Below are 18,272 nucleotides of genomic sequence, written 5' to 3'. Positions count from 1 at the left end.
TTTAGAAGGTCGAGATTAATCTACCAAGGAACTGCTTGAGTCGCGGGGCCGCCGAACAACAACTATCGGCCAAAAGTAGACTGTTCCACAGTGTCTTAGCTGGCCTCCTTTGAGGCTTGGAGGTGTCGATGAAACCCAGGACGATTCAATGAAGAACTGAAGAGCAGTAATATCCAACACACCTTGGAATGTGTTGAAATCAGCATCATTATGACTAATGGCTTGTAGCCATTAAATTAACTGTTATGATGCCATCTCTTGTGAAAGCGGGATCAGCTCAGGCGTATAGCGCAGCAATGAATAAAGAACACTTTAATCTAATGCTTAATATAATCAGAAGTCAGCCATGGCTGGAAGATAAGACTGATGAGCTTAAGCATGTTCTTTTCTCCGAATGTAAGTGCAACACATCTAGGCAGCTTATTTCTGACATAATAGAAAGATTTCTTTATATAAATAGAGAAGAAAACTATCAACTAATAGAAAGCTTAGCCAGTGAAATAATTGCTAAATATTCTGAACGTGAATCTAGCACGCTAATTACCGCAATGGGAGCCGGCTCCGCCACTGATAGCTCGCAACTTGTCGCCTACACTCTCAAGCCGATCATGGAGAAAAAAAAGTGGCGACATCATGCTATAATTAATAACTTTGGAGACGTATACAAACAATATAAAAAAACAAAACACAATCATATAGTTCTAATCGATGAATTTGTCGGCTCGGGGCAAACCGTCTTAGGAAGAGTTGATTCAATCCATAGGCAGTTGAAAACTGCTGGGATCGAGGATTATTCTATTGCGGTGAAAGTATTAGTTTCTACCGAGTTCGGCCTTGGGAATGTGACTGCCGCTGGTATAGATATGACCGCACAGAGGCTTGTCAAAAAAGGAATTGATGATTATTACTCATCAGGAGATGCTGCTCAGTATCGCGACTTAATGAGACTTATTGAGGGAAACCTTTCTACTGAGTACGAAGGCAGAGCAATGCCCAGCCTCGGTTACAATGAGGCTCAAGCTACATACTGCCGAGAAGATGGAAACGCCCCAAACAGTGTTTTTCCTATTTTCTGGTGGGCTTTTAATTGTGATGGCGAAGATAGACATGTATTGATGACTAGAGCCATGGGAGATGCATGAATTTTAGCCCCGAAGTGCAACGCGACCTTATACTTGCCGACGTCAAATTGTTATATATTATTTTAGCATCATCAGGCGGATTGGAACCATTCACTATTTATCGTAGAAGTAGGTTTTCGCTAAAGCTTTTCCTTGAAAGATATTCCCGACTTGTTAAGTCCAACTTAATTATTGAGCACTTGGGTGTAGCGCGCTTGTCAGTCGCAGGTGAAAAAAATGCTAAAGCAGCATTACCTAGGTTAATTTCAATGAAAAAAGAGTGGCGCGACGCACCTTCGGATTTTTTACGCCCGAAGCTTTTGGATGACTACTACATACCAAACGTGGATCTGTTAAGCAAAAAACGCTTTCAAACTAAATAAGAATGCAGTATGATCGCGCCGCCTGCAGAGGCTAGTACGTTGGAGTGTAGTCGCTCCCCGGGTAAGGTTCCCGATAACCAAGTCGTAGTAACTTCAGCGATGAAGCGCACTGAAGTTACTACACTTACAAAACGCTTCGCGTTTTGACGTCGTCCCACCTATCTGCAATTTCGCTGCGCGAAATTACAGATAGGTACAACAAAGTCAAAAGCAAAGCAGCTAAAGTAAAGAAGGTAGCCTCTGCAGGTTTTTTTATGAATGAAATCCTTATAAAACAATGGCTTGCACACTTCAGAAAAAGGGGGGTGTCAGGACCGCTTATTGATGTCTATGCAGAATATATTCGGACTCTTGTAGGCAACAAAGTTCCTGTCATTTTTGAGTTTGAACATTTATCTCGCTTGATAGGCATTGATCAGGCTCGTTTCCGCGCAATGGTAAACTCAAGCTCTTCTTTTTATAGAACCTTTCATATTAAAAAAAGACTAGGCGGACTACGGGAGATAAGCAGCCCATTCCCCTCTTTACTTATTTGCCAGAACTGGATATACAGAAATATACTATTAAATATTCCGATCCACTCTTGTGTCCACGGCTACGTCCCCGGCAGATCAATATTCACCAATGCCACTCCGCACTTAAAATCCAAGTGCATATTGAAGATGGATATAAAAGATTTTTTTCCTTCAATTAAAATTGACTGGGTCGCAAATTTCTTCAATCAACTGGGATATGCCGACAACGTATCTTTCTACTTGGCTTCGTTGTGCTGTAAAGATGGTTCCCTGGTTCAAGGAGCATCAACAAGCCCATACCTAACAAACATATTGCTGCGCGGATTGGATCAAAGGCTTTCTAATCTCGCTCAAAGTTATAGCATGAAATATACTCGCTATGCCGATGACTTGACTTTTTCTGGTGAGTATATCCCCCATACAGTTATTGGGGTTGTCGACTCGATCATATCCGACTTCGGACTAGAAGTTAACATTGATAAAACCAGGCTGCAAATAGACAGAAATCAGAAAATTATTACGGGCCTATCTGTTGCTGGCGAATCGATAGGCGTACCGAGAAGCTTTAAACGTGACTTAAAGAAAGAATTACACTTTATTCAAAAATATGGCTATCAATCGCACATATCAAAAAAGAAAATAAGAAAACCTTTTTATCTCGACTCTCTTATTGGCAAGGTGAATTTTTGGTTGCAGGCGGAACCTGCTGATCCTTATGCAATAAAAGCGCTATTCCTGCTGCGTGAGATACAGAAGGGAAATGCTATTTAGAGTGAGTAGTTTTTTATTAGCAATAATTATATTATCCCTGCAATTAAATTGCCCCTCACTTCGTAATTACCTCCAAACCTTAAATGAGGTCTATTAGGAGGTTTCATGAGCAACCAGCGTTATCCAGAAGAATTCAAAATCTATGCGGTCAACCAAGTGCCGTAAAGCAGCTTCCCGTCTCGGAAGTGGCCACGCGATTGGATGTGTCCTCGCACAACCTGTATGCATAAATTGAGACTACCTAAGCCCCCAGAAGCAACTCGTCCAAGAGGACGATTAGAGTGCCGAGCTTCGCCGTCTATGAGTTAGCAGGTGACTAAACGGCTGCTTTGGCCGAAAGCAGCCTCTCAAGTAATAGAGACACCGCTTATCAAGCAGCGATAAGCGGCGTTTCTATCTACTCCGTGCGATGTTGCCCTAACTCAGAGCTCCTCCCTCGGTCCCTCTTCCCCCCAACCCCAAACACACATCATCAATCACCGCCTTGCCCATCTCCGCCAAAAAGTGCGAAGCCCAAGCATAGCGTTCCCCCTGCTCTTCCATAGCGGCATCCAGCGCTAGCTTCTTGGCGTAGTAAAGCAAAGTAGATGCATGCTCCAACGCCTGCTCCAAAGGCACATCAGCATTCACGCGAAACAGCTCTAGTTCAGGATCGGCACAACTACCAAAGGTGACGAAACCCAGTGTCTTGACTGAGGCTGTACTGCTCATCGGACACCTCCTACAACAGCCAGGAGACGGGTATTGCGAAGGGAAGATCCACACAGATTACGGGCGTACATGATTGAAACTCCCATATCAGTAATGAGAGCTGCCACCTTCGTTCTCAGGCGAGTGGGTGGCAGCTGTGCGCGGGCTGAGAAACCGGAGATACAGGAACCCGGCAGACCCGAAGGTCTCCCACGCACAGCCGCCATAACACGAACAGACGGGCACAAAAATGCGCCTGCAGTCATGGGCGGGCGCTTGTGCGCCTGCATCTTACCGGGTTCTCAGGCCCGGTCGCTGATTTTGCAGCGACCGCAGCAGACTAGGCGGCTGTTCGCGTTCGGGCAACGGCTAAACCGTCGCCGGTTATGTCCAGGGCTTTTGCCCACAGGTATGCTCGGCACGTTATTGCAGATAAGGATATCCAGCCCCCCATGAACCACCGCGAACAACTCCACCGCAATGGCTATGCCCTGCTGCGCCAGGCCATCCCGCTCGACTGGCTGGCGAACCTGCGCGCCACTTTCGATGCCGGGGTAAAGCCGTCGGACCAATGGCCCGTGCCCCGTGGCTGGGACTGGCGCCATTCGCAGTTGGATACGGATGCGCAGGTGCAGGCCCTGTGCCGCTTGCCCCAGGTGCTAACGGTGGTGGGCGAATTGATCGCTGAGCGTTTCTTTCTGGCCCAGGTGGAGGGGCGTGAGCCGCTGGCCGGGGGTGGTCATCAGCAATTGCACCGGGATTTTTCGGCGCAGCGGCCAGGGGATGTGGTGAACGCTATCGCCTATTTCGACGACTACGGCCCAGAGAACGGCGCGACGCGCCTTGTTCCCGGCAGTCATCGCCCGGGGATGGAGCAAGCAGCGTTCGATTTCGCCGACGAATCCCGCACGGTGCAGCTTTCAGGCCAGGCGGGGGACATTCTGCTGTTCGATGCCGATCTGCTGCATGGGGCCAGTCTGAACCCCAGCGGTGCGCGCCGGCGTTCGCTGCTGATCGCCTACTTTGCCGAGCCGCTGTACGCCAGCCATCAGCAAACCGCTAGCCTGCGCAATGTTCAGATGGACAACAGCGAGCGCTTCGATCCCAAGGATTTTGCCCTCGTGGGCTGAGGGCCCGCCCCCTGTCTTATGAGCTCTGGATGATTAGGGCCCCGGCCATCAGGTCTTCGTCAGCAATGCCTTGCTTCAATAGCAGGTAGCCGGTTCCGCCGACCAAAATGCCCCTGTGCCCTGGAGCGGCCCTGTTCAGCCGGGAGTTGTTGATCTGCAGCACATAGTTCAAGCCTGGGCGTGTCTCTTGACCCTGAATCCAGGCGGGTATTCCGGCGATCTTGGCCAGGCCGTTTTCGTCGCTGTCCTGCCGCGGATTTGCAACCACGTCGATTCGCCGCGCCGGGGTGATGGGCTGTCCGTAACCGTCTACCTGTCGCGCCGCGGGCCTGTAGGCCAGCACCTTGCCGCCCTCTTGCATGGCCTGCTCGATGTAGGAATCGCTGACGCTTGAGTAAGGCGTAAACAGCGAAACCACCAGTTCGTCATTCAATTGCATGGCTGCAAGATATCGATTGATAAAGCTGGCCGGCAGGCTGGCAAGGTGCAGCAAGGGGGCGCCCTTCGAGTCGCTGGGCCAAAGGATGGACTCAGGCAGGTAGGGGTTGCCGCCGAGGTAGGCGGAGTGCTGGTCGGGGTCTTCGGGCAAAAACACTAGTTCGTTAAACAGGGGCTGTTCCTCTCAGGTGTGCCGTTGCCCAGGTGGTTGCCTGGGCGCGGGTCTTGGCGCTGCTTTCAGTCGGCAAGGCGGCTGGCCAAACGTTGCAGTGCCTGGGCCAGTTCCAGGGCCTGTTCTGCTGTCAGCTCCACGGGGTCGTTGTGTTCGGTGCAGGCCTTGAGATGAATTGCACTGCCCTGCTCTATCCATAGGCGCACGGCGCCCTCGCTGCTCTCGACATAATCCGTTGTGCGCTCAGCCGGCATGTTCATTCACCTTGTGCGTAGGCGGTGGCCAGTTCCAGCAGGCGGGTAAAATGGGCGATGGCGAAGTACAGGTCATCGCGGGTGTCGCCGTCCCAGTCTTCCACCGCTTCGCGGGCGGCCTTGAGTGAGGCGATGCGGGTTTTGATCTCGGCGATTTCCTCGGCGCCGCACTGGGTGGCAATGGCCTCCCAGCGTTCCTGGGGAGTGTTTTGTTGGACCGAAAGCCCGACTCGGGCTTGGGCGATCAGTGCGGTGAGTTGGCTCATGGGGTATTCGTCCTGAAACAACGGCCTTTGAATCGGGGCGCGATCGTGGGCTGGAATGTGCAGAAGCGCGGCTTGTGCGTTAGGCGCTTTGAGGCGGGTCACTTTATCGGGTTCAAGCCCAAACAACGACCTCAAGAGTGGAGCTAAACCCATGTCCTCCACACCACGGGAGAACTCGTTGCCGGCGTCTCCCCATCGATAAGCATCCCGTGAACGCAGCGTGCTGTTCTCAACGACAAGGGCAAGGATGTCCGAGCAACTGCCATGACAACGATTGGCGCTCATAGCCGGGCAGTGCTGACCGGCTATGGGCGGATAGAGAACCTCAACGGCTCGCTTTCAGCGTTTCAAGCATCGCCTCGGCGGCCAGGGCGTGGACTTTGCGGGTCGGGTGCCATTCATCCCAGTAGTAATGGGCATCGGGATCCGCACACACGGGTTTGACGTCTGGATAGGTGGCTTGGCACGGGGTATCCAGATCCTTCAGGCCCGCAACGTCAGGTGCCGCGCGAAGTTTGTTGCTGAAGGCCAGGTGGTCAAAGTAACTAAGACTGACCTGATGGGCGTTAGCCAGTGTTGTCAGCACGGCTGGCAGTTTTTGCTCGAGTATCTGTTGGTATTTTGTTGCGTTCTTGACTTGATTGCCCTGCACCACAGCCGGCACATGGCTCAAATCCGTAGTCCCCACCACCATCAGGTGCTTCGCGCCGGCTGCGATCAGCGTCTCAGTGCTCTTCTGTATGTTCGCCACGCTGTTGTGGCTTAGCACGTCAATCGTTTCTGGATGCGAGAAGTCGGCCCATTCAAAAAAGTCGTTGGCTGAGATGAAAATGAAATACAGCGCATTCGGATCCGCCTTGTGTGTTTTAGCGGCTTGCAAATGATCGGCGATCTGGCCGAAAACCCCAGTGTCGCGAGAGGGCTGCATCCAGGCGTAGTAGTTGCCGCTGCCGCTTTTGGCGCCGCCAATCGCGTAGTCGGTCAAGGGGATTTTCAAGGCCTGCGCCAAGTGCTCGACGGCGGTGGGACCATTGCTCCAGCGTCCCTGCCAATACAACGAACCGGGTAGCGCCTGTGCATCTTTGACCTTCTGTGCGGCCATTGTTCGGGTGAAGGTTTCACCCGCACCGTTGTCAGAGTAGCTGTCACCGAAAGCATAGAGATGATCGTAGCCAGGGCCGCCAAAGGCGGTTGATGCCGTCATTGTCATTAGAGCGACCAAGCAAGCGCGTCGAATCATCGAAAGTCTCCCAGATGGTCGTCCTAGACTACCGCTGGCGACGTTTTGCCTTGCCACGGTTGCGGCCTGCATTTAGCCGGGGGCGCAAAGAGTGTGCTGTTCGCGACAGGTCGGTGGCGGGTTGGTCCAGCGTAAACGGCCAGCATTCACTCATGCAGTTTTTTCAGCCCTGAGAAGGCTGCAGGCTGACCAACAGCCTTGCCGGGCCAGTGCATGGCTCCAGCGCGTGCGGGGCGCGAAGGCGGCGGATGGTAATCCACTCGCGGGTGGCCCGACGTAGGTGGTGTACGAAGGGTTTTTTACCTCGCCTGTTGCCCTGGGTGCTTGGCAGCGCCGCCCGGGTCGGCTTCAATAAACGCCCTTTTTCATGTTCAGGAGCTAGAAGGATGCAGCTTTATTACCGCTGGGCGGCCGCATGGGTCATGGCGTGGGTACTGGGAGCCGGGCTGGCCCAGGCCGAGGAACGGCCACAGGTGGCGGACAAGATCGTGGCCTACACCGGGCCCCACGGGGTGAAGGTCTGGACCCTGCGCATCGGTGAGCGCAGCGCCAATCAGGCGCTGGTGCAGGTGGAAGACGCCGACCACGACTGGAACCTGCGCATTCAGAAAATGAGCGTGGAGCAAACCTCGCGTGACACCCGTTACTTCACTCAGGTGGACGGGCAGAAGTTCGTGGTGCTGCTGCTTCAGGAAGGCTATGGCGAGTTGCATCTGCCGGGCGAGGCCAAACCGCTGAAGGTGGGGTATGACAGCAACCTGTCCAGCTATGGCGATGCCCAGGCGTTTCTCAATGAGTACCTCAAGACCCAGTAAAGCGTCTGGCGGGCGCGACGCTCATTGATCTGCGACGGCGCAAGCGCGCTGCAACAACGCCTCCCTAGGGAGGCGTTGTGGTTTTACCCGGTTTGCAAATCTCTCAACGCAAATCGAACCGATCCAGGTTCATCACCTTGTCCCAGGCCGCGACAAAGTCGCGCACGAACTTCTCACCCGCATCCGCCGCCGCATACACCTCGGCCAGGGCCCGCAGTTGCGAGTTGGAGCCTAGCAACAGGTCCACGCGAGTACCGCTCCATTTGTATTGCCCGCTGGTGCGGTCGCTGCCTTCGAACTGTTCGCGGGCCTCGGACAGGGGTTTCCATTGGGTGCCCATGTCCAGCAGGTTGACGAAGAAGTCGTTGCTCAGGGTCTGCGGCCTGGTGGTGAACACGCCGTGGGGCGATTGCCCGACGTTGGCCCCCAGCACCCGCAGGCCGCCCAGCAATACGGTGAGTTGCGGTGCGGTCAGGGTCAGCAGTTGCGCTCTGTCCACCAGCAGGGCTTCGGCGGTGACGCCGGAAACCGGCTTGAGGTAGTTGCGAAAGCCATCGGCCACGGGCTCCAGCACGGCGAAGGATTCGATATCGGTCTGTTCCTGGCTGGCATCCATGCGCCCTGGGGCGAACGGCACGCTGATGCTGTAGCCGGCATTTTTCGCCGCCAGTTCCAGCGCCGCGCAACCGCCGAGGACGATCAGGTCCGCCAGGGATACGCGTTTGCCAGCAGCCTGGGCGCTGTTGAAGGCGCTCTGCACCGCTTCCAGGCTGTGCAGCACCTGGGCCAATTGTGCCGGCTGGTTGACCTCCCAGTCTTTTTGCGGGGCCAGGCGAATCCGTGCGCCGTTGGCGCCGCCGCGTTTGTCCGAGCCGCGAAAGGTCGAGGCCGAGGCCCAGGCGGTGGATACCAGTTGCGCCACCGACAGCCCGGACAAGAGGATCTGCTCCTTGAGCTGCTGGATGTCCTGGGCGTCGATCAGCGGGTGGTTCAGCGCAGGAATCGGGTCTTGCCAGATCAGTTCTTCGGCCGGCACTTCCGGCCCCAGGTAGCGGGCCCGGGGGCCCATGTCGCGGTGGGTGAGTTTGAACCAGGCCCGGGAGAAGGCTTCGGCCAGTTGCTCGGGATGCTCATGAAAGCGCCGGGAGATCGCCTCGTAGGCCGGGTCGAAGCGCAGCGACAGGTCGGTGGTGAGCATCGACGGCGTGCGGCGTTTATTCGGGTCATGGGGGTCAGGCACGCTGTCGGCCCCGGCTCCAGCCTTGGGTTGCCATTGGTGGGCGCCGGCGGGGCTGGTGCTCAGTTCCCATTCGAAGCCGAACAGGTGGTCGAAGAAATCGTTGCTCCAGCGGGTCGGGGTGGTGGTCCAGATCACTTCCAGGCCGCTGGTGATGGCGTCGCCACCAACGCCTGTGCCGAAGCTGCTGTTCCAGCCCAGGCCCTGTTGTTCCAGGCCAGCGGCTTCCGGTTCCGGACCGACGTGGCTCGCCGGGCCGGCGCCGTGGGTCTTGCCGAAGGTGTGGCCGCCGGCGATCAGGGCCACGGTTTCTTCGTCATCCATGGCCATGCGGGCGAAGGTTTCGCGAATGTCGCGAGCTGCCGCCAGCGGGTCGGGGTTGCCGTTGGGGCCTTCCGGGTTGACGTAGATCAGGCCCATCTGCACCGCCCCCAGGGGGTTCTCCAGTTCGCGGTCGCCGCTGTAGCGCTGGTCGTCGAGCCAGGTGGTTTCGCTGCCCCAGTAGACGTTGTCTTCCGGTTCCCAGACATCCTGGCGGCCACCGGCATAACCGAAGGTCTTGAGGCCCATGGATTCCAGGGCGACGTTGCCGGTGAGGATGATCAGGTCGGCCCAGGAGAGCTTGCGCCCGTACTTCTGCTTGATCGGCCAGATCAGCCGCCGGGCCTTGTCCAGGCTGACGTTGTCCGGCCAGCTGTTGAGCGGGGCGAAGCGCTGCTGGCCGCCACCGGCACCACCGCGGCCATCGGCGATGCGGTAGGTGCCGGCGCTGTGCCAGGCCATGCGGATGAACAGCGGGCCGTAGTGGCCGAAGTCCGCCGGCCACCAGGGTTGGGAATCGGTCATCAGCGCCAGCAAGTCGCGCTTCACTGCGGCCAGGTCCAGGGTGTTGAATTCGGCGGCGTAGTTGAAATCTTCCGCCATGGGGTCGGACAGGTGCGAGTGCTGGTGAAGGATCTTCAGGTTCAGTTGGCCGGGCCACCAGTCACGGTTGCTGGTGCCTTCGCCGGCGGTGTGTTTGAACGGACACTTGGATTCGTTGGACATGGGACTCTCCTTCGGTCATCCCTACCCGGCTGCTCGATATGGGCCCGAGGCTGGACGTGCGTATGAAAAGCGTAGTGAACGGCAACCGAAGGTAAAAATAGACCCGCTTGATGACCCTGGCAGAAAAAAACCATGACGCCTGCAAGGTTTCTGCGCGGGCGCCCTGCCCTCTGGAAACCTGTTCTGGATCTGGCGAACGGCGCCCAGGCTTTTAGCCCAGCCGATGGGGAACAGCGGCCTGAGCCTGGGCGTCGAGGCGGCGCTGGGTATCGACGTCGATCTGCTGGCGCAGGGCCTGGAACAGCGGGCTGGCATCGGTATAGCGGCGGCCGTAGCCGAGGTTGAAGCGGTAGTCGAAACCCGCCGGGTTCTGCCCCTGGGTGTGTTGCAGCAGGGTTTCCAGCTTGTCCAGGGCCTTGACCGTGCGCGCCTCGGCGCTGCTGGCGCCTTCGTATTCGTCCCACAGCTCCAGCAGGCGCTGGCGCGCCGGAGCGTCCAGGGTGCGGGCCAGCAGTTGCAGGTCCTCGCGCTCCTGCTGGCTCTTATCCGGGTGGCCGGCCTGCTCCACCGCCGGAATATCACCATGGATGGCTTCCCCCAGGTCGTGGACGATGCACAGCTTCAGCACTCGCAGCAGGTCCAGCTCGCCCAGTTGGTCTTCCAACAGCAGCGCCATCAGGCACAGGCGCCAGCTGTGCTCGGCGGTGCTTTCCTGGCGGCCGCTGGAGGTGTGGGCACTGCGCAGCACGTCCTTGAGTTTTTCCGCTTCACGGAGAAAGTCGAGACGGCCGCTGAGAAGTTCGCTGTTCATGCTCAAGCCTGTGTTGGTGGGCGAAAGTGACTGGGCAATCATCCGCACCAAGCACCGCGGACGCTGGCCAAGCAGACTAGTCAGCCACTGCATCCAGGTCCACGGATAAAATATCCGTGGCGAGGCTCGACTGCGCTCAGAGGGTTTCCACCAGCCGCACGGCGTTGCCGTCGGACAGGTTCAGGCGAGTCCAGCGGCACCGGCTCGGGGCAATGGGCACGATGGCCGAATCGTTGTGGCCGCTGAAGAATTCCACGGACGGCGGCGCCAGCAGCGAGCGCCAGCCCAGGTCGTCGAGCGCGGCCTCCTTGCAGACGATTTCCTCGGTACAAAAGCCCCACAACGACTGGCCCAGCAACTCACTCAGGGGAAGCCCGAACTGCCCGGCACGGGCCGGCGAACAGGCCAGCAGCCGATGGGTCAGGTCGCACACCAGGTGCACCGCTCGCGGGCTGTCGCTCACCAGCCGGGCCAGGGCCTGGTCGGCGCTGGCACTGAGGTTGGCGGCCAGCAGTTGCTCAAGACGCGCGCGCTCGGCCGGCTCCATTGCCTGCTGGCCGTTCTCCCAACGGGAAATGCTCGACTGCGCCACGCCGAACAGCTCGGCGGCGTGCTGTTGCTTGACCCGGTGCAGCAGGCGCCAGCGCCGCAGGGCCAGGCCCAGGTGCGGGGCGGTAAGGAAGGAGGTGGACATGGCAATGAACTGAGTGCAGGAACAGGCCGACAGTCTGGCAGTGCCGACGGTTGCCAGGCAAATGCACCTGACCAATGAAAGCGCCCGCCTCCTCAATAAGGGCTGGACAGGGCGTAAAAAGCCCCCAAGACTTCCATCCCCGCTCAATCACCCCCTGAACCGAACAAGCAGCCGGTAACCCGTTCGCCAGCCGTGAAGAGCATCACCTCGACCTTATCTGCCATGGAGTGCACCCGCCTTGCTCAACGTTCTGTTTGTCTGCAGTCAGAACCGCCTGCGCAGCCCCACCGCCGAACAGCTGTTCGCCGACTGGCCGGGCATCGAGACCGCCTCGGCGGGCCTCAACCACGACGCCGAGGTGCCCCTGGGCCCGGAGCTGGTGGAGTGGGCCGGGCTGATTGTAGTGATGGAAACCCGACACCGGGAAAAGCTGCGCAAGCGTTTCAAGGCGCAACTGCGCGAGCAGCAGATTGTGTGCCTGAACATTCCCGATGATTACGACTTCATGGACCCGGAGCTGATTCAGTTGCTGCGCCAGAAGGTTCCGCAGTTTCTTCCCGATATTGCCGAGGCTCGCTGATCTGCCGTTGATATTCAGAGCCCCGCCGGAGCTGCGGGTGGAACTGGAGAGGCTCGGCTAGGCGTTCCCCGCCAGCCCCGGGAGCTTGCCTCGCCGTTGCCGCAGGCGCCTCGTCGATTGACGGATCGCTGGCGACGCCTGCGCCAGCCGCTACAAGGAGCCGAGGGCGGCGATCAGTTCGGGCGAGGCGTTGTACAGCGGTGTGTGGCCTTGCAGCAGAATCTGCGCGCTGCGCCGGTAGGCCGCCCCTTCGATCAGCAACTGCGCGCCCTCCAGACGGGCTTTGACCAGGGTCTGCAGAACCCCGGCCGGGTTCTCGATGGCAACCCGGTGCTCACCCAGGGTCGCTCCCAACCGAGGTACTTCAGCCAGCATCCGCTGGGCCACGGTACCGGGCGCCAAGCACGCCGCCGCCAGGCAGCAGCCCCCGGACACCGCCAGGGACGGATGGGCGTTCTGCGGGGTGAAGTAACGGGTGGCGATGTCGCCGCCCTCCCGGGCCGGGCTGACCATGCAGATCTTCGGAATGGTCTCGCTGCGCCGCAGGTCGTCGGCGCTCATCAGGCTGCCATCGCGCCGGCGCAAGCCCATGCGCAGGCCGCCCAGCACCATCAGTTCCAGCAGGCGCGCCTTGAACTGCGGGTCGGCGTCCAGTTGCGCCGGGGTTTCCTCGCCGCTCTTGCCCAGATCCGCCGCAAGGACGATGACCATGGGCACCGCCACATCGATGCAGGTGGCGGCGATGCCGTCGAGCACGTCCTGCGCCTGCCCAGTGGGAAATAGCGCCCCGGTCTTGGCCCCCACCGGGTCCTGGAGAAACAGGTCGACCCCGGGAAACACCCCGTTCACCCCCGGGATGCGCGTGTCGCTGAGCAACTGCCCGTGGGCGAACCCCAGGCGGGCATACAGGGTGGTCCGGGTGTTGCTGTTATAGATCTCGATCTGCCCGCTGTCCCCCTCGGGGGTCAACCAGCCCCGTTGCCAGGCATACAGCGGCAGGGCCGCGGACATGTTGCCGCAGTTCACGCTCCAGTCGATGGCGCTCTTGCCCGCCGCCATCTGCGCCAGGGTGCTGATCATTCGCGACTCGCCCGGGCGACGCTCGACAATGAACACCTTGTTGCTGGTGGGCCCGCCCCGGCCCAGGCCGGTGATCTGGCTGTTGCCCGGCCACTCGCCCTGCAGCGGTACGCCCATCAAGTGGCGCAGCAGCTCTTCCACCAGGGCCTCGTCCTCGGGCAGCGCCTCCCGGGCCAGGATCAGGCCGGTGGAGGTGCCGCCACGGGCGTGGCACACGGGGAACTGGGGGATGCCAGCGGGGCTGGAACGGTGCTCGGGCAAATCTGACATGGTCGGCGCGTCCGTAATCGGTGAGCAGCAAATGCCGTTGCCGAAGCTCAAGGGGCAATGGCGAGCCATGATAAACCGCGGCGGATGATCCGTGTGGCCGCCTGCGGCTCCGTCGTGCCCGGCACAGCACGCAACCGGGGCCCGACCCAGGCCACCCTGGCGGCGCGCCCGCTCCAACGGCCTCTGCAAGAGCCGGGGCCGGCCGGCCCGCCGCGGAACACGCCGCTCGTCTTCTTCAGGTTTTTTTACCGCAGCGTCATTTGACTAACGGTCTTGGGGATCTAGATTCCACTCGCGACTGCATGGAAGTGCATCAAGCCCGCCGTCGGCATGCCGGGCCAGCGTACTGATGCTCGGTGGTCGCGTCCCGCAAATGTGAGAGCCACCGCGCCTGGGCAATCCGGGCCTCCAACGCGACAGCAGGGAGCTGGACATGAACGACAACATCCTGGACATCATGATCACCATTGATGTGGACACCATCCTCAACAGTGAGGGCCAACAGTTCGACAACAACGTGTTCCATATCCAAAAGACCGACTCGACGAAACCCACCCACCTCTATGACTACACCAACTCGTCTGGGCGACTTTCCACTCAGGCAATTTATATGGTGGCCCGGCGCAACGAGACCAACCAGATCTCCGAGGGGACCGATGAACTGGTGGTCAACGTCCACGAGGGCGACCATATTCGCTGGCGAACCACCAGCCTGTCCAAGGGGCTTGACTACGCCGTGCTGCTGTACAAGTACAAGCAGTCCGACCCGCCGGTGACCGATACCGACCTGGACCATGTGCAGAACGTCCGAGCGCAGGTCCTGGACCAGACGCCCCTGCCCATCATCGACGTGAACAACCCTTCCGGCCCCCCCATCGCGCAAGTGGTAAGGAACTTCTACTGGGAAGGCGACGCCATCCGCCAAGGCAGCATTACCTACACCTGGGCCTTCATGATCGTTGACCGCGACAACAAGGTCGTCGGTTACTGCGATTGGGACCCCTATATCAACATCAGCTGATCAGGGTTGCCCCTCTCCCTGCCATGGCAGCGAGAGGGGCTTGCCGCGGTCCTGCGCTGCCTCTTTGCAGTCTTTACGCAGCAGAAGCTTCGCCCGCCCTTGACCCGCCACGCTGGCTATTACTCACCTTGCAGGGAGGCATCAAGCTAGGTTCAAGCAAGCCTGATAAAGGGCAATGTAGAGTTTTCTTAGAGACGTCTATCGTCCAGAAACAGCCGTTTAGAGTATGCAACGTCATTTCACCCCATTCGCCTGTCGTAGGTGGAAAATCACCAGTCCCAAGCTCAGACTGCAAAGCAGCTAACTGGAGCGTTGCCGCGATCCGATCATTGACTCATTACCGAGGTGAAAAAGCCATGAAGCGGACTTCCAGGCTGTTATCCGTGTTATTGGTGCTCTTTACGCCTATCAGTTTTGCCAATAAGGCTGCAGGCGTATTTCTACCAATCGAAGCGTCAAGTATCAATCACACCATGCGTAAGGATGCAGCCATGAGTCGTTACGAAGGCAAACCTTTTCTAAAGCTATTGGATTTCTACGTTCTGAAATCCATCGGCAGGATTGAGCCAGAGCAGTTGAGCGCCTTGGCTCAACTGGAGCCCAAACTACGCGAGACTTATGCCACCCAGGGAACGTGGTTTGAAATAGTCGCCGAGCAGATGGATCTGCCAAATGACTTTCCCAATCGTATCCATGCCAAATGGGATTCCTATTCCAAATACATGCAGCAGAATGGATTGACTGCCGACCCAATGGTGTTCACCTACCAGTTTGTAGATACCAACCTGATCACCCATTAAGACGTCCGCTTTGGGGCTGACTTCGATCATCCGAGCGGAAGCTTCGGGTCGCTAGCTGCCATTTGCGATGGGCTGCTCTGGGCCGGAAGCACAGAAGATAAGCAAACCCATGAACCGGGTATCGACCCTGCACGCAATGATGGCAATATGATTGCTCTTGGAGAAAGTAGCATTCGGCGCGAGACGAAGCCGGATGTCATGCGCATAGGGATATGGAATATGGCTTCGATTCAGGTGGATGGTGAGGACAAGACCGAAAAGATCAACGACTGGGCGATCCGCTGGAGCGACAAGTACGAAGCCCTGGAACTGACCTGTCACTTCCCCCTCCCCAAAAAAATACACCCGCCCGCTCATCAACTGCCAAGTTTCGCCCACCCGCGAGTTGACCCATGTATTGCTGCACAAGCCCGGCAGCTCGATCGTCACGCCCATTGCCAAAGCTACGATTTACGGCGAGCGATATGCCGTCGTGCACTACCCAGGCACCAAAAAGCCCTATGTCTACAAGATGGACGGTATCGGCTTTACCGCCCCGACATCGATGAAGGAAACGCCGGCCTTCCGCTATTTCACTACCGTGGCCAATGCACGACAGGATCACGCTGAGTCAAAGACTGATCGTGAAATTGCCAGCAATGTGGTGCGCCAGCTCGAAAAACTGCCCGCCATCGCTGGCACTGCCTTGCAAGCCTATTGCACGGGGCGCAACGGCACGCTGGCGCCGGGTCAGGGGCTCATCTATCCGTTCGGACTTAACGAGAGTCAGCTACAGGCGGTCGAGCGGGCGTTCAGTGCGCAAATTAGCGTGATCGAAGGCCCGCCAGGGACCGGAAAAACCCAGACGATCCTCAACATCCTCGCCAATGTTTTGTTACGTGGGCAGACGGTAGCGGTGCTGTCCAACAACAATGCTGCCGTGGAAAACGTCTACGAAAAGCTGGAGAAATACGGCCTGGGCCACTTGGTCGCCAAGCTAGGCAATAAAGACAAACGTCAAGCCTTCTTCGCCGACCTGCCTGTGTGGCCATCAAGCGCACCCGAGCAGGCACCGTCCCTGGATGAGATCCAGGCGTTGCTGACCCGCTTGAAGCAGCACCTGCAAGACCACAACAGGGCGGCACAACTGCAAATCGAGCTGGACGAGTTGATCATTGAGCGGCGCTACCTGCAGCAGTGGCAGGCGGAAAGCGATGTGCAGGCCACAGGCCCGCTCGACAAGTACGGCCTGACACCGCGCAAGACTGCGGACCTCATGGCCTACCTGGCTTACCTCGGCGAGCAGCGCATTCATCTCAAAGACCGCATCGAGCTACTGTTCAAATTCAGAATTTTTCGTACCAAACCCTTCGCCGAGGGCGAGGCGCGCATGGCCGTTTTCCATGCACTGCAGATGCACTACTACGACAAATCGCTACGGGACAAGGAAGCGGAGCTGCGGGCGTGCCGTGAATCGTTGGCACACGCGAATTTCACGGCCCTGCTGAAAGAACTGACAACAGCATCGATGCACCATCTGAAACAGCATCTGCAACTTCAGGTACCGCCGTCGGACAGCTTTGATGTCAAAACTTACTGCCGGCATTTCGATGCCTTCGTGCAGCGCTTCCCTATCCTGGGCAGCGGCACGCACTCCATCGTCAATTCGATCGCGCCGGGAGCGGTCCTCGACTACGTGATCATCGATGAAGCCTCTTTGCAGGATATCGTGCCGGGCATCCTGCCACTGGGCTGCGCCAAGAACCTGATTGTCGTTGGAGACAACCGCCAGTTGCCGCATATCCCTGTGGTACTGGGGCTTCAAGCGCCCGCCGAGGCCTACGATTGCGAGCACTACAGCCTGCTGGATTCGTGCATTGCCGTGTTCCAGGACACGCTGCCCAGAACTCTGCTGAAAGAGCATTACCGCTGCCACCCCAGGATCATTCAGTTCTGCAACCAGCAGTTCTACGACAACGCACTGGTGCCGATGACCGAGGACAAGGGCGAAGCCCCCCTGCGCCTAGTGGTGACAGCCAAGGGCAACCACGCCAGGAAGAACACCAACCTTCGGGAATTGGACTCCCTGCTGAAGGTGCTGGAGGACGAAGGGCAGCCCGTCGGAATGGACAGCGAAGGCCGCGGTTACATCGCCCCGTTCCGGGCGCAAGTCAACCTTTGCGACACGCACTTGCCGACGGATTTCATCAAGGACACCGTGCACAAGTTTCAGGGGCGCGAATGCGACGAGATCGTCTTCTCCACCGTACTGGACAAGAAGCGCTACAACCAGGCGCAAACACGCCTGGATTTCGCCGACGACCCACGCATGATCAACGTGGCAGTTTCGCGGGCCAAGCATCGCTTCACTCTGGTGACCGGCGACGAGGTGTTCACTGACAACAATGGCCACATCGCCGCGCTGATCCGCTACATCAGCTATTACGCGCAGGACGAACAGGTCGTACGCGCGCCGGTGGTGTCGGCATTCGATTTGCTCTACCGCGAGTTCGACCAGTCTCTGGTACGTTTGGACGCCCGCCTGCGGCCCGAGGATTCACGCTACAAGTCCGAGCAGATCGTGGCACAGTTGCTACGCGAAGCGCTGTCAGCCCCGGCGTGCCAGGCATTGAAATACCACACACAGATCCAGCTGGATAAGCTTGCATCGCCGGGCAGTCTCGACTGGACGGAGCCCCAGCGGGCGTTCATGAGGCGCGCCAGTTGCGATTTCGTGATCTATTTCAAAGTGGGCAAGAAACCGATAGGGGTGATCGAGGTCGATGGCGGGTACCACGACCGCCCCGTGCAGGCAGCTCGGGACGCCATGAAAAATGAGATTTTGGCTAGAAGTGGCATTCCTATTCTGCGGCTGCGGACCGTTGAGAGTGACATTGAACGGAGAATTGACGACTTCGTCGGGCAGTGGGCTGGTCCTACCCATGGCGCATAGGTACG

17 protein-coding genes and 1 pseudogene are annotated in these 18,272 nt (G+C 58.1%); 9 read left to right on the top strand and 9 right to left on the bottom strand.

Features of this window, described 5'->3' with window-relative positions; translation table 11 throughout:
* Positions 1–296: 296 nt before the first annotated feature.
* From U873_RS36635 to U873_RS35125, 3 genes are all read left to right on the top strand, one after another.
* On the top strand, positions 297–1,142 hold the full coding sequence (locus tag U873_RS36635; protein WP_157838074.1) for a hypothetical protein: 846 nt from the start codon (positions 297–299) through the stop codon (positions 1,140–1,142).
* The gene (locus U873_RS36630) at positions 1,139–1,504 is read left to right on the top strand and encodes a hypothetical protein (protein ID WP_157838073.1); all 366 of its coding nucleotides are present in this window, start codon (positions 1,139–1,141) and stop codon (positions 1,502–1,504) included. Before U873_RS36635 ends, U873_RS36630 begins: the two co-directional genes overlap by 4 nt.
* Positions 1,505–1,758: 254 nt before the next feature.
* Positions 1,759–2,790: a reverse transcriptase family protein gene (locus U873_RS35125; RefSeq protein ID WP_081818638.1), complete on the top strand. Its 1,032-nt coding sequence runs from the start codon at positions 1,759–1,761 to the stop codon at positions 2,788–2,790.
* Between the two features lie 417 nt (positions 2,791–3,207).
* On the opposite strand, the gene U873_RS0110700 is transcribed toward U873_RS35125, so the two are convergent.
* Entirely contained in the window at positions 3,208–3,501 is a 294-nt protein-coding gene (locus tag U873_RS0110700) for a DUF3077 domain-containing protein (protein WP_025128251.1), read from the bottom strand.
* Positions 3,502–3,932: 431 nt separating this feature from the next.
* Between U873_RS0110700 and U873_RS0110695 the strand changes: the two genes are divergently transcribed.
* The gene (locus U873_RS0110695; RefSeq protein WP_025128250.1) at positions 3,933–4,610 is read left to right on the top strand and encodes a phytanoyl-CoA dioxygenase family protein; all 678 of its coding nucleotides are present in this window, start codon (positions 3,933–3,935) and stop codon (positions 4,608–4,610) included.
* Positions 4,611–4,626: 16 nt separating this feature from the next.
* Here U873_RS0110695 and U873_RS36925 read toward each other — a convergent pair whose 3' ends face one another.
* The 4 genes from U873_RS36925 to U873_RS0110675 all read right to left on the bottom strand — a co-directional run bounded on the left by U873_RS36925 (position 4,627) and on the right by U873_RS0110675 (position 6,980).
* Positions 4,627–5,199, bottom strand: coding sequence for a DUF1963 domain-containing protein (locus tag U873_RS36925; RefSeq protein WP_218188925.1), 573 nt, complete (start codon positions 5,197–5,199; stop codon positions 4,627–4,629).
* Between the two features lie 86 nt (positions 5,200–5,285).
* Entirely contained in the window at positions 5,286–5,474 is a 189-nt protein-coding gene (locus U873_RS0110685; protein ID WP_233322786.1) for a hypothetical protein, read from the bottom strand.
* Between the two features lie 2 nt (positions 5,475–5,476).
* On the bottom strand, positions 5,477–5,740 hold the full coding sequence (locus tag U873_RS0110680) for a hypothetical protein (RefSeq protein ID WP_025128247.1): 264 nt from the start codon (positions 5,738–5,740) through the stop codon (positions 5,477–5,479).
* Positions 5,741–6,065: 325 nt separating this feature from the next.
* A complete protein-coding gene (locus U873_RS0110675) occupies positions 6,066–6,980 on the bottom strand; it encodes an SGNH/GDSL hydrolase family protein (RefSeq protein ID WP_025128246.1) in 915 nt (304 codons plus the stop codon).
* Between the two features lie 386 nt (positions 6,981–7,366).
* Here U873_RS0110675 and U873_RS0110670 point away from each other — a divergent pair, with 386 nt between their 5' ends.
* A complete protein-coding gene (locus U873_RS0110670) occupies positions 7,367–7,795 on the top strand; it encodes a hypothetical protein (protein ID WP_025128245.1) in 429 nt (142 codons plus the stop codon).
* A gap of 103 nt (positions 7,796–7,898) precedes the next feature.
* Here the strand turns inward: U873_RS0110670 and katG are convergent, their stop codons facing one another.
* From katG to U873_RS0110655, 3 genes are all read right to left on the bottom strand, one after another.
* Positions 7,899–10,079: a catalase/peroxidase HPI gene (katG, locus tag U873_RS0110665; RefSeq protein ID WP_025128244.1), complete on the bottom strand. Its 2,181-nt coding sequence runs from the start codon at positions 10,077–10,079 to the stop codon at positions 7,899–7,901.
* 211 nt (positions 10,080–10,290) lie between these two features.
* Positions 10,291–10,890: an HD domain-containing protein gene (locus tag U873_RS0110660; protein WP_025128243.1), complete on the bottom strand. Its 600-nt coding sequence runs from the start codon at positions 10,888–10,890 to the stop codon at positions 10,291–10,293.
* Between the two features lie 136 nt (positions 10,891–11,026).
* Positions 11,027–11,584 (bottom strand): helix-turn-helix transcriptional regulator, encoded by a 558-nt coding sequence (locus tag U873_RS0110655; protein ID WP_025128242.1) that lies wholly within the window; start codon positions 11,582–11,584, stop codon positions 11,027–11,029.
* Between the two features lie 238 nt (positions 11,585–11,822).
* On the opposite strand from U873_RS0110655, the gene U873_RS0110650 reads away from it, so the two are divergent.
* Positions 11,823–12,164: a low molecular weight protein tyrosine phosphatase family protein gene (locus U873_RS0110650; RefSeq protein ID WP_025128241.1), complete on the top strand. Its 342-nt coding sequence runs from the start codon at positions 11,823–11,825 to the stop codon at positions 12,162–12,164.
* A 150-nt stretch (positions 12,165–12,314) separates the two neighbouring features.
* Here U873_RS0110650 and U873_RS0110645 read toward each other — a convergent pair whose 3' ends face one another.
* Entirely contained in the window at positions 12,315–13,514 is a 1,200-nt protein-coding gene (locus tag U873_RS0110645; RefSeq protein WP_025128240.1) for a PrpF domain-containing protein, read from the bottom strand.
* A gap of 433 nt (positions 13,515–13,947) precedes the next feature.
* On the opposite strand from U873_RS0110645, the gene U873_RS0110635 reads away from it, so the two are divergent.
* The 3 genes and pseudogenes from U873_RS0110635 (at position 13,948) to U873_RS34300 (ending at position 18,267) form a co-directional block, all read left to right on the top strand.
* Complete coding sequence (locus U873_RS0110635) at positions 13,948–14,535, top strand: AidA/PixA family protein (RefSeq protein ID WP_025128239.1); 588 nt, start codon at positions 13,948–13,950, stop codon at positions 14,533–14,535.
* Between the two features lie 356 nt (positions 14,536–14,891).
* Positions 14,892–15,335, top strand: a complete 444-nt coding sequence (locus U873_RS0110630; RefSeq protein ID WP_256244326.1) for a hypothetical protein — start codon at positions 14,892–14,894, stop codon at positions 15,333–15,335.
* 219 nt (positions 15,336–15,554) lie between these two features.
* A pseudogene (locus tag U873_RS34300) lies at positions 15,555–18,267 on the top strand (AAA domain-containing protein).
* The last annotated feature ends 5 nt before the right edge of the window (positions 18,268–18,272 follow it).

It is taken from the genome of Pseudomonas sp. PH1b (assembly GCF_000633395.1).
In the GTDB taxonomy this organism is placed as follows: Bacteria; Pseudomonadota; Gammaproteobacteria; order Pseudomonadales; family Pseudomonadaceae; genus Aquipseudomonas.
The sequence above is the reverse complement of the archived record's forward strand: the minus strand, read 5'-3'. Positions and strand labels throughout refer to the sequence as shown.

What these genes read in the sequence shown, in the direction of transcription:
- U873_RS36630 (WP_157838073.1), top strand. Translation starts at nt 1,139, where the DNA reads ATGAATTTTAGCCCCGAAGTGCAACGCGACCTTATACTTGCCGACGTC.
- U873_RS0110695 (WP_025128250.1), top strand. Translation starts at nt 3,933, where the DNA reads ATGAACCACCGCGAACAACTCCACCGCAATGGCTATGCCCTGCTGCGC.
- U873_RS0110645 (WP_025128240.1), bottom strand. Translation starts at nt 13,514, where the DNA reads ATGTCAGATTTGCCCGAGCACCGTTCCAGCCCCGCTGGCATCCCCCAG.
- U873_RS0110635 (WP_025128239.1), top strand. Translation starts at nt 13,948, where the DNA reads ATGAACGACAACATCCTGGACATCATGATCACCATTGATGTGGACACC.
- U873_RS0110670 (WP_025128245.1), top strand. Translation starts at nt 7,367, where the DNA reads ATGCAGCTTTATTACCGCTGGGCGGCCGCATGGGTCATGGCGTGGGTA.
- U873_RS36635 (WP_157838074.1), top strand. Translation starts at nt 297, where the DNA reads ATGAATAAAGAACACTTTAATCTAATGCTTAATATAATCAGAAGTCAG.
- U873_RS0110655 (WP_025128242.1), bottom strand. Translation starts at nt 11,584, where the DNA reads ATGTCCACCTCCTTCCTTACCGCCCCGCACCTGGGCCTGGCCCTGCGG.
- U873_RS0110680 (WP_025128247.1), bottom strand. Translation starts at nt 5,740, where the DNA reads ATGAGCCAACTCACCGCACTGATCGCCCAAGCCCGAGTCGGGCTTTCG.
- U873_RS0110685 (WP_233322786.1), bottom strand. Translation starts at nt 5,474, where the DNA reads ATGCCGGCTGAGCGCACAACGGATTATGTCGAGAGCAGCGAGGGCGCC.
- katG (WP_025128244.1), bottom strand. Translation starts at nt 10,079, where the DNA reads ATGTCCAACGAATCCAAGTGTCCGTTCAAACACACCGCCGGCGAAGGC.
- U873_RS0110700 (WP_025128251.1), bottom strand. Translation starts at nt 3,501, where the DNA reads ATGAGCAGTACAGCCTCAGTCAAGACACTGGGTTTCGTCACCTTTGGT.
- U873_RS35125 (WP_081818638.1), top strand. Translation starts at nt 1,759, where the DNA reads ATGAATGAAATCCTTATAAAACAATGGCTTGCACACTTCAGAAAAAGG.
- U873_RS0110660 (WP_025128243.1), bottom strand. Translation starts at nt 10,890, where the DNA reads ATGAACAGCGAACTTCTCAGCGGCCGTCTCGACTTTCTCCGTGAAGCG.
- U873_RS0110675 (WP_025128246.1), bottom strand. Translation starts at nt 6,980, where the DNA reads ATGATTCGACGCGCTTGCTTGGTCGCTCTAATGACAATGACGGCATCA.
- U873_RS0110630 (WP_256244326.1), top strand. Translation starts at nt 14,892, where the DNA reads ATGAAGCGGACTTCCAGGCTGTTATCCGTGTTATTGGTGCTCTTTACG.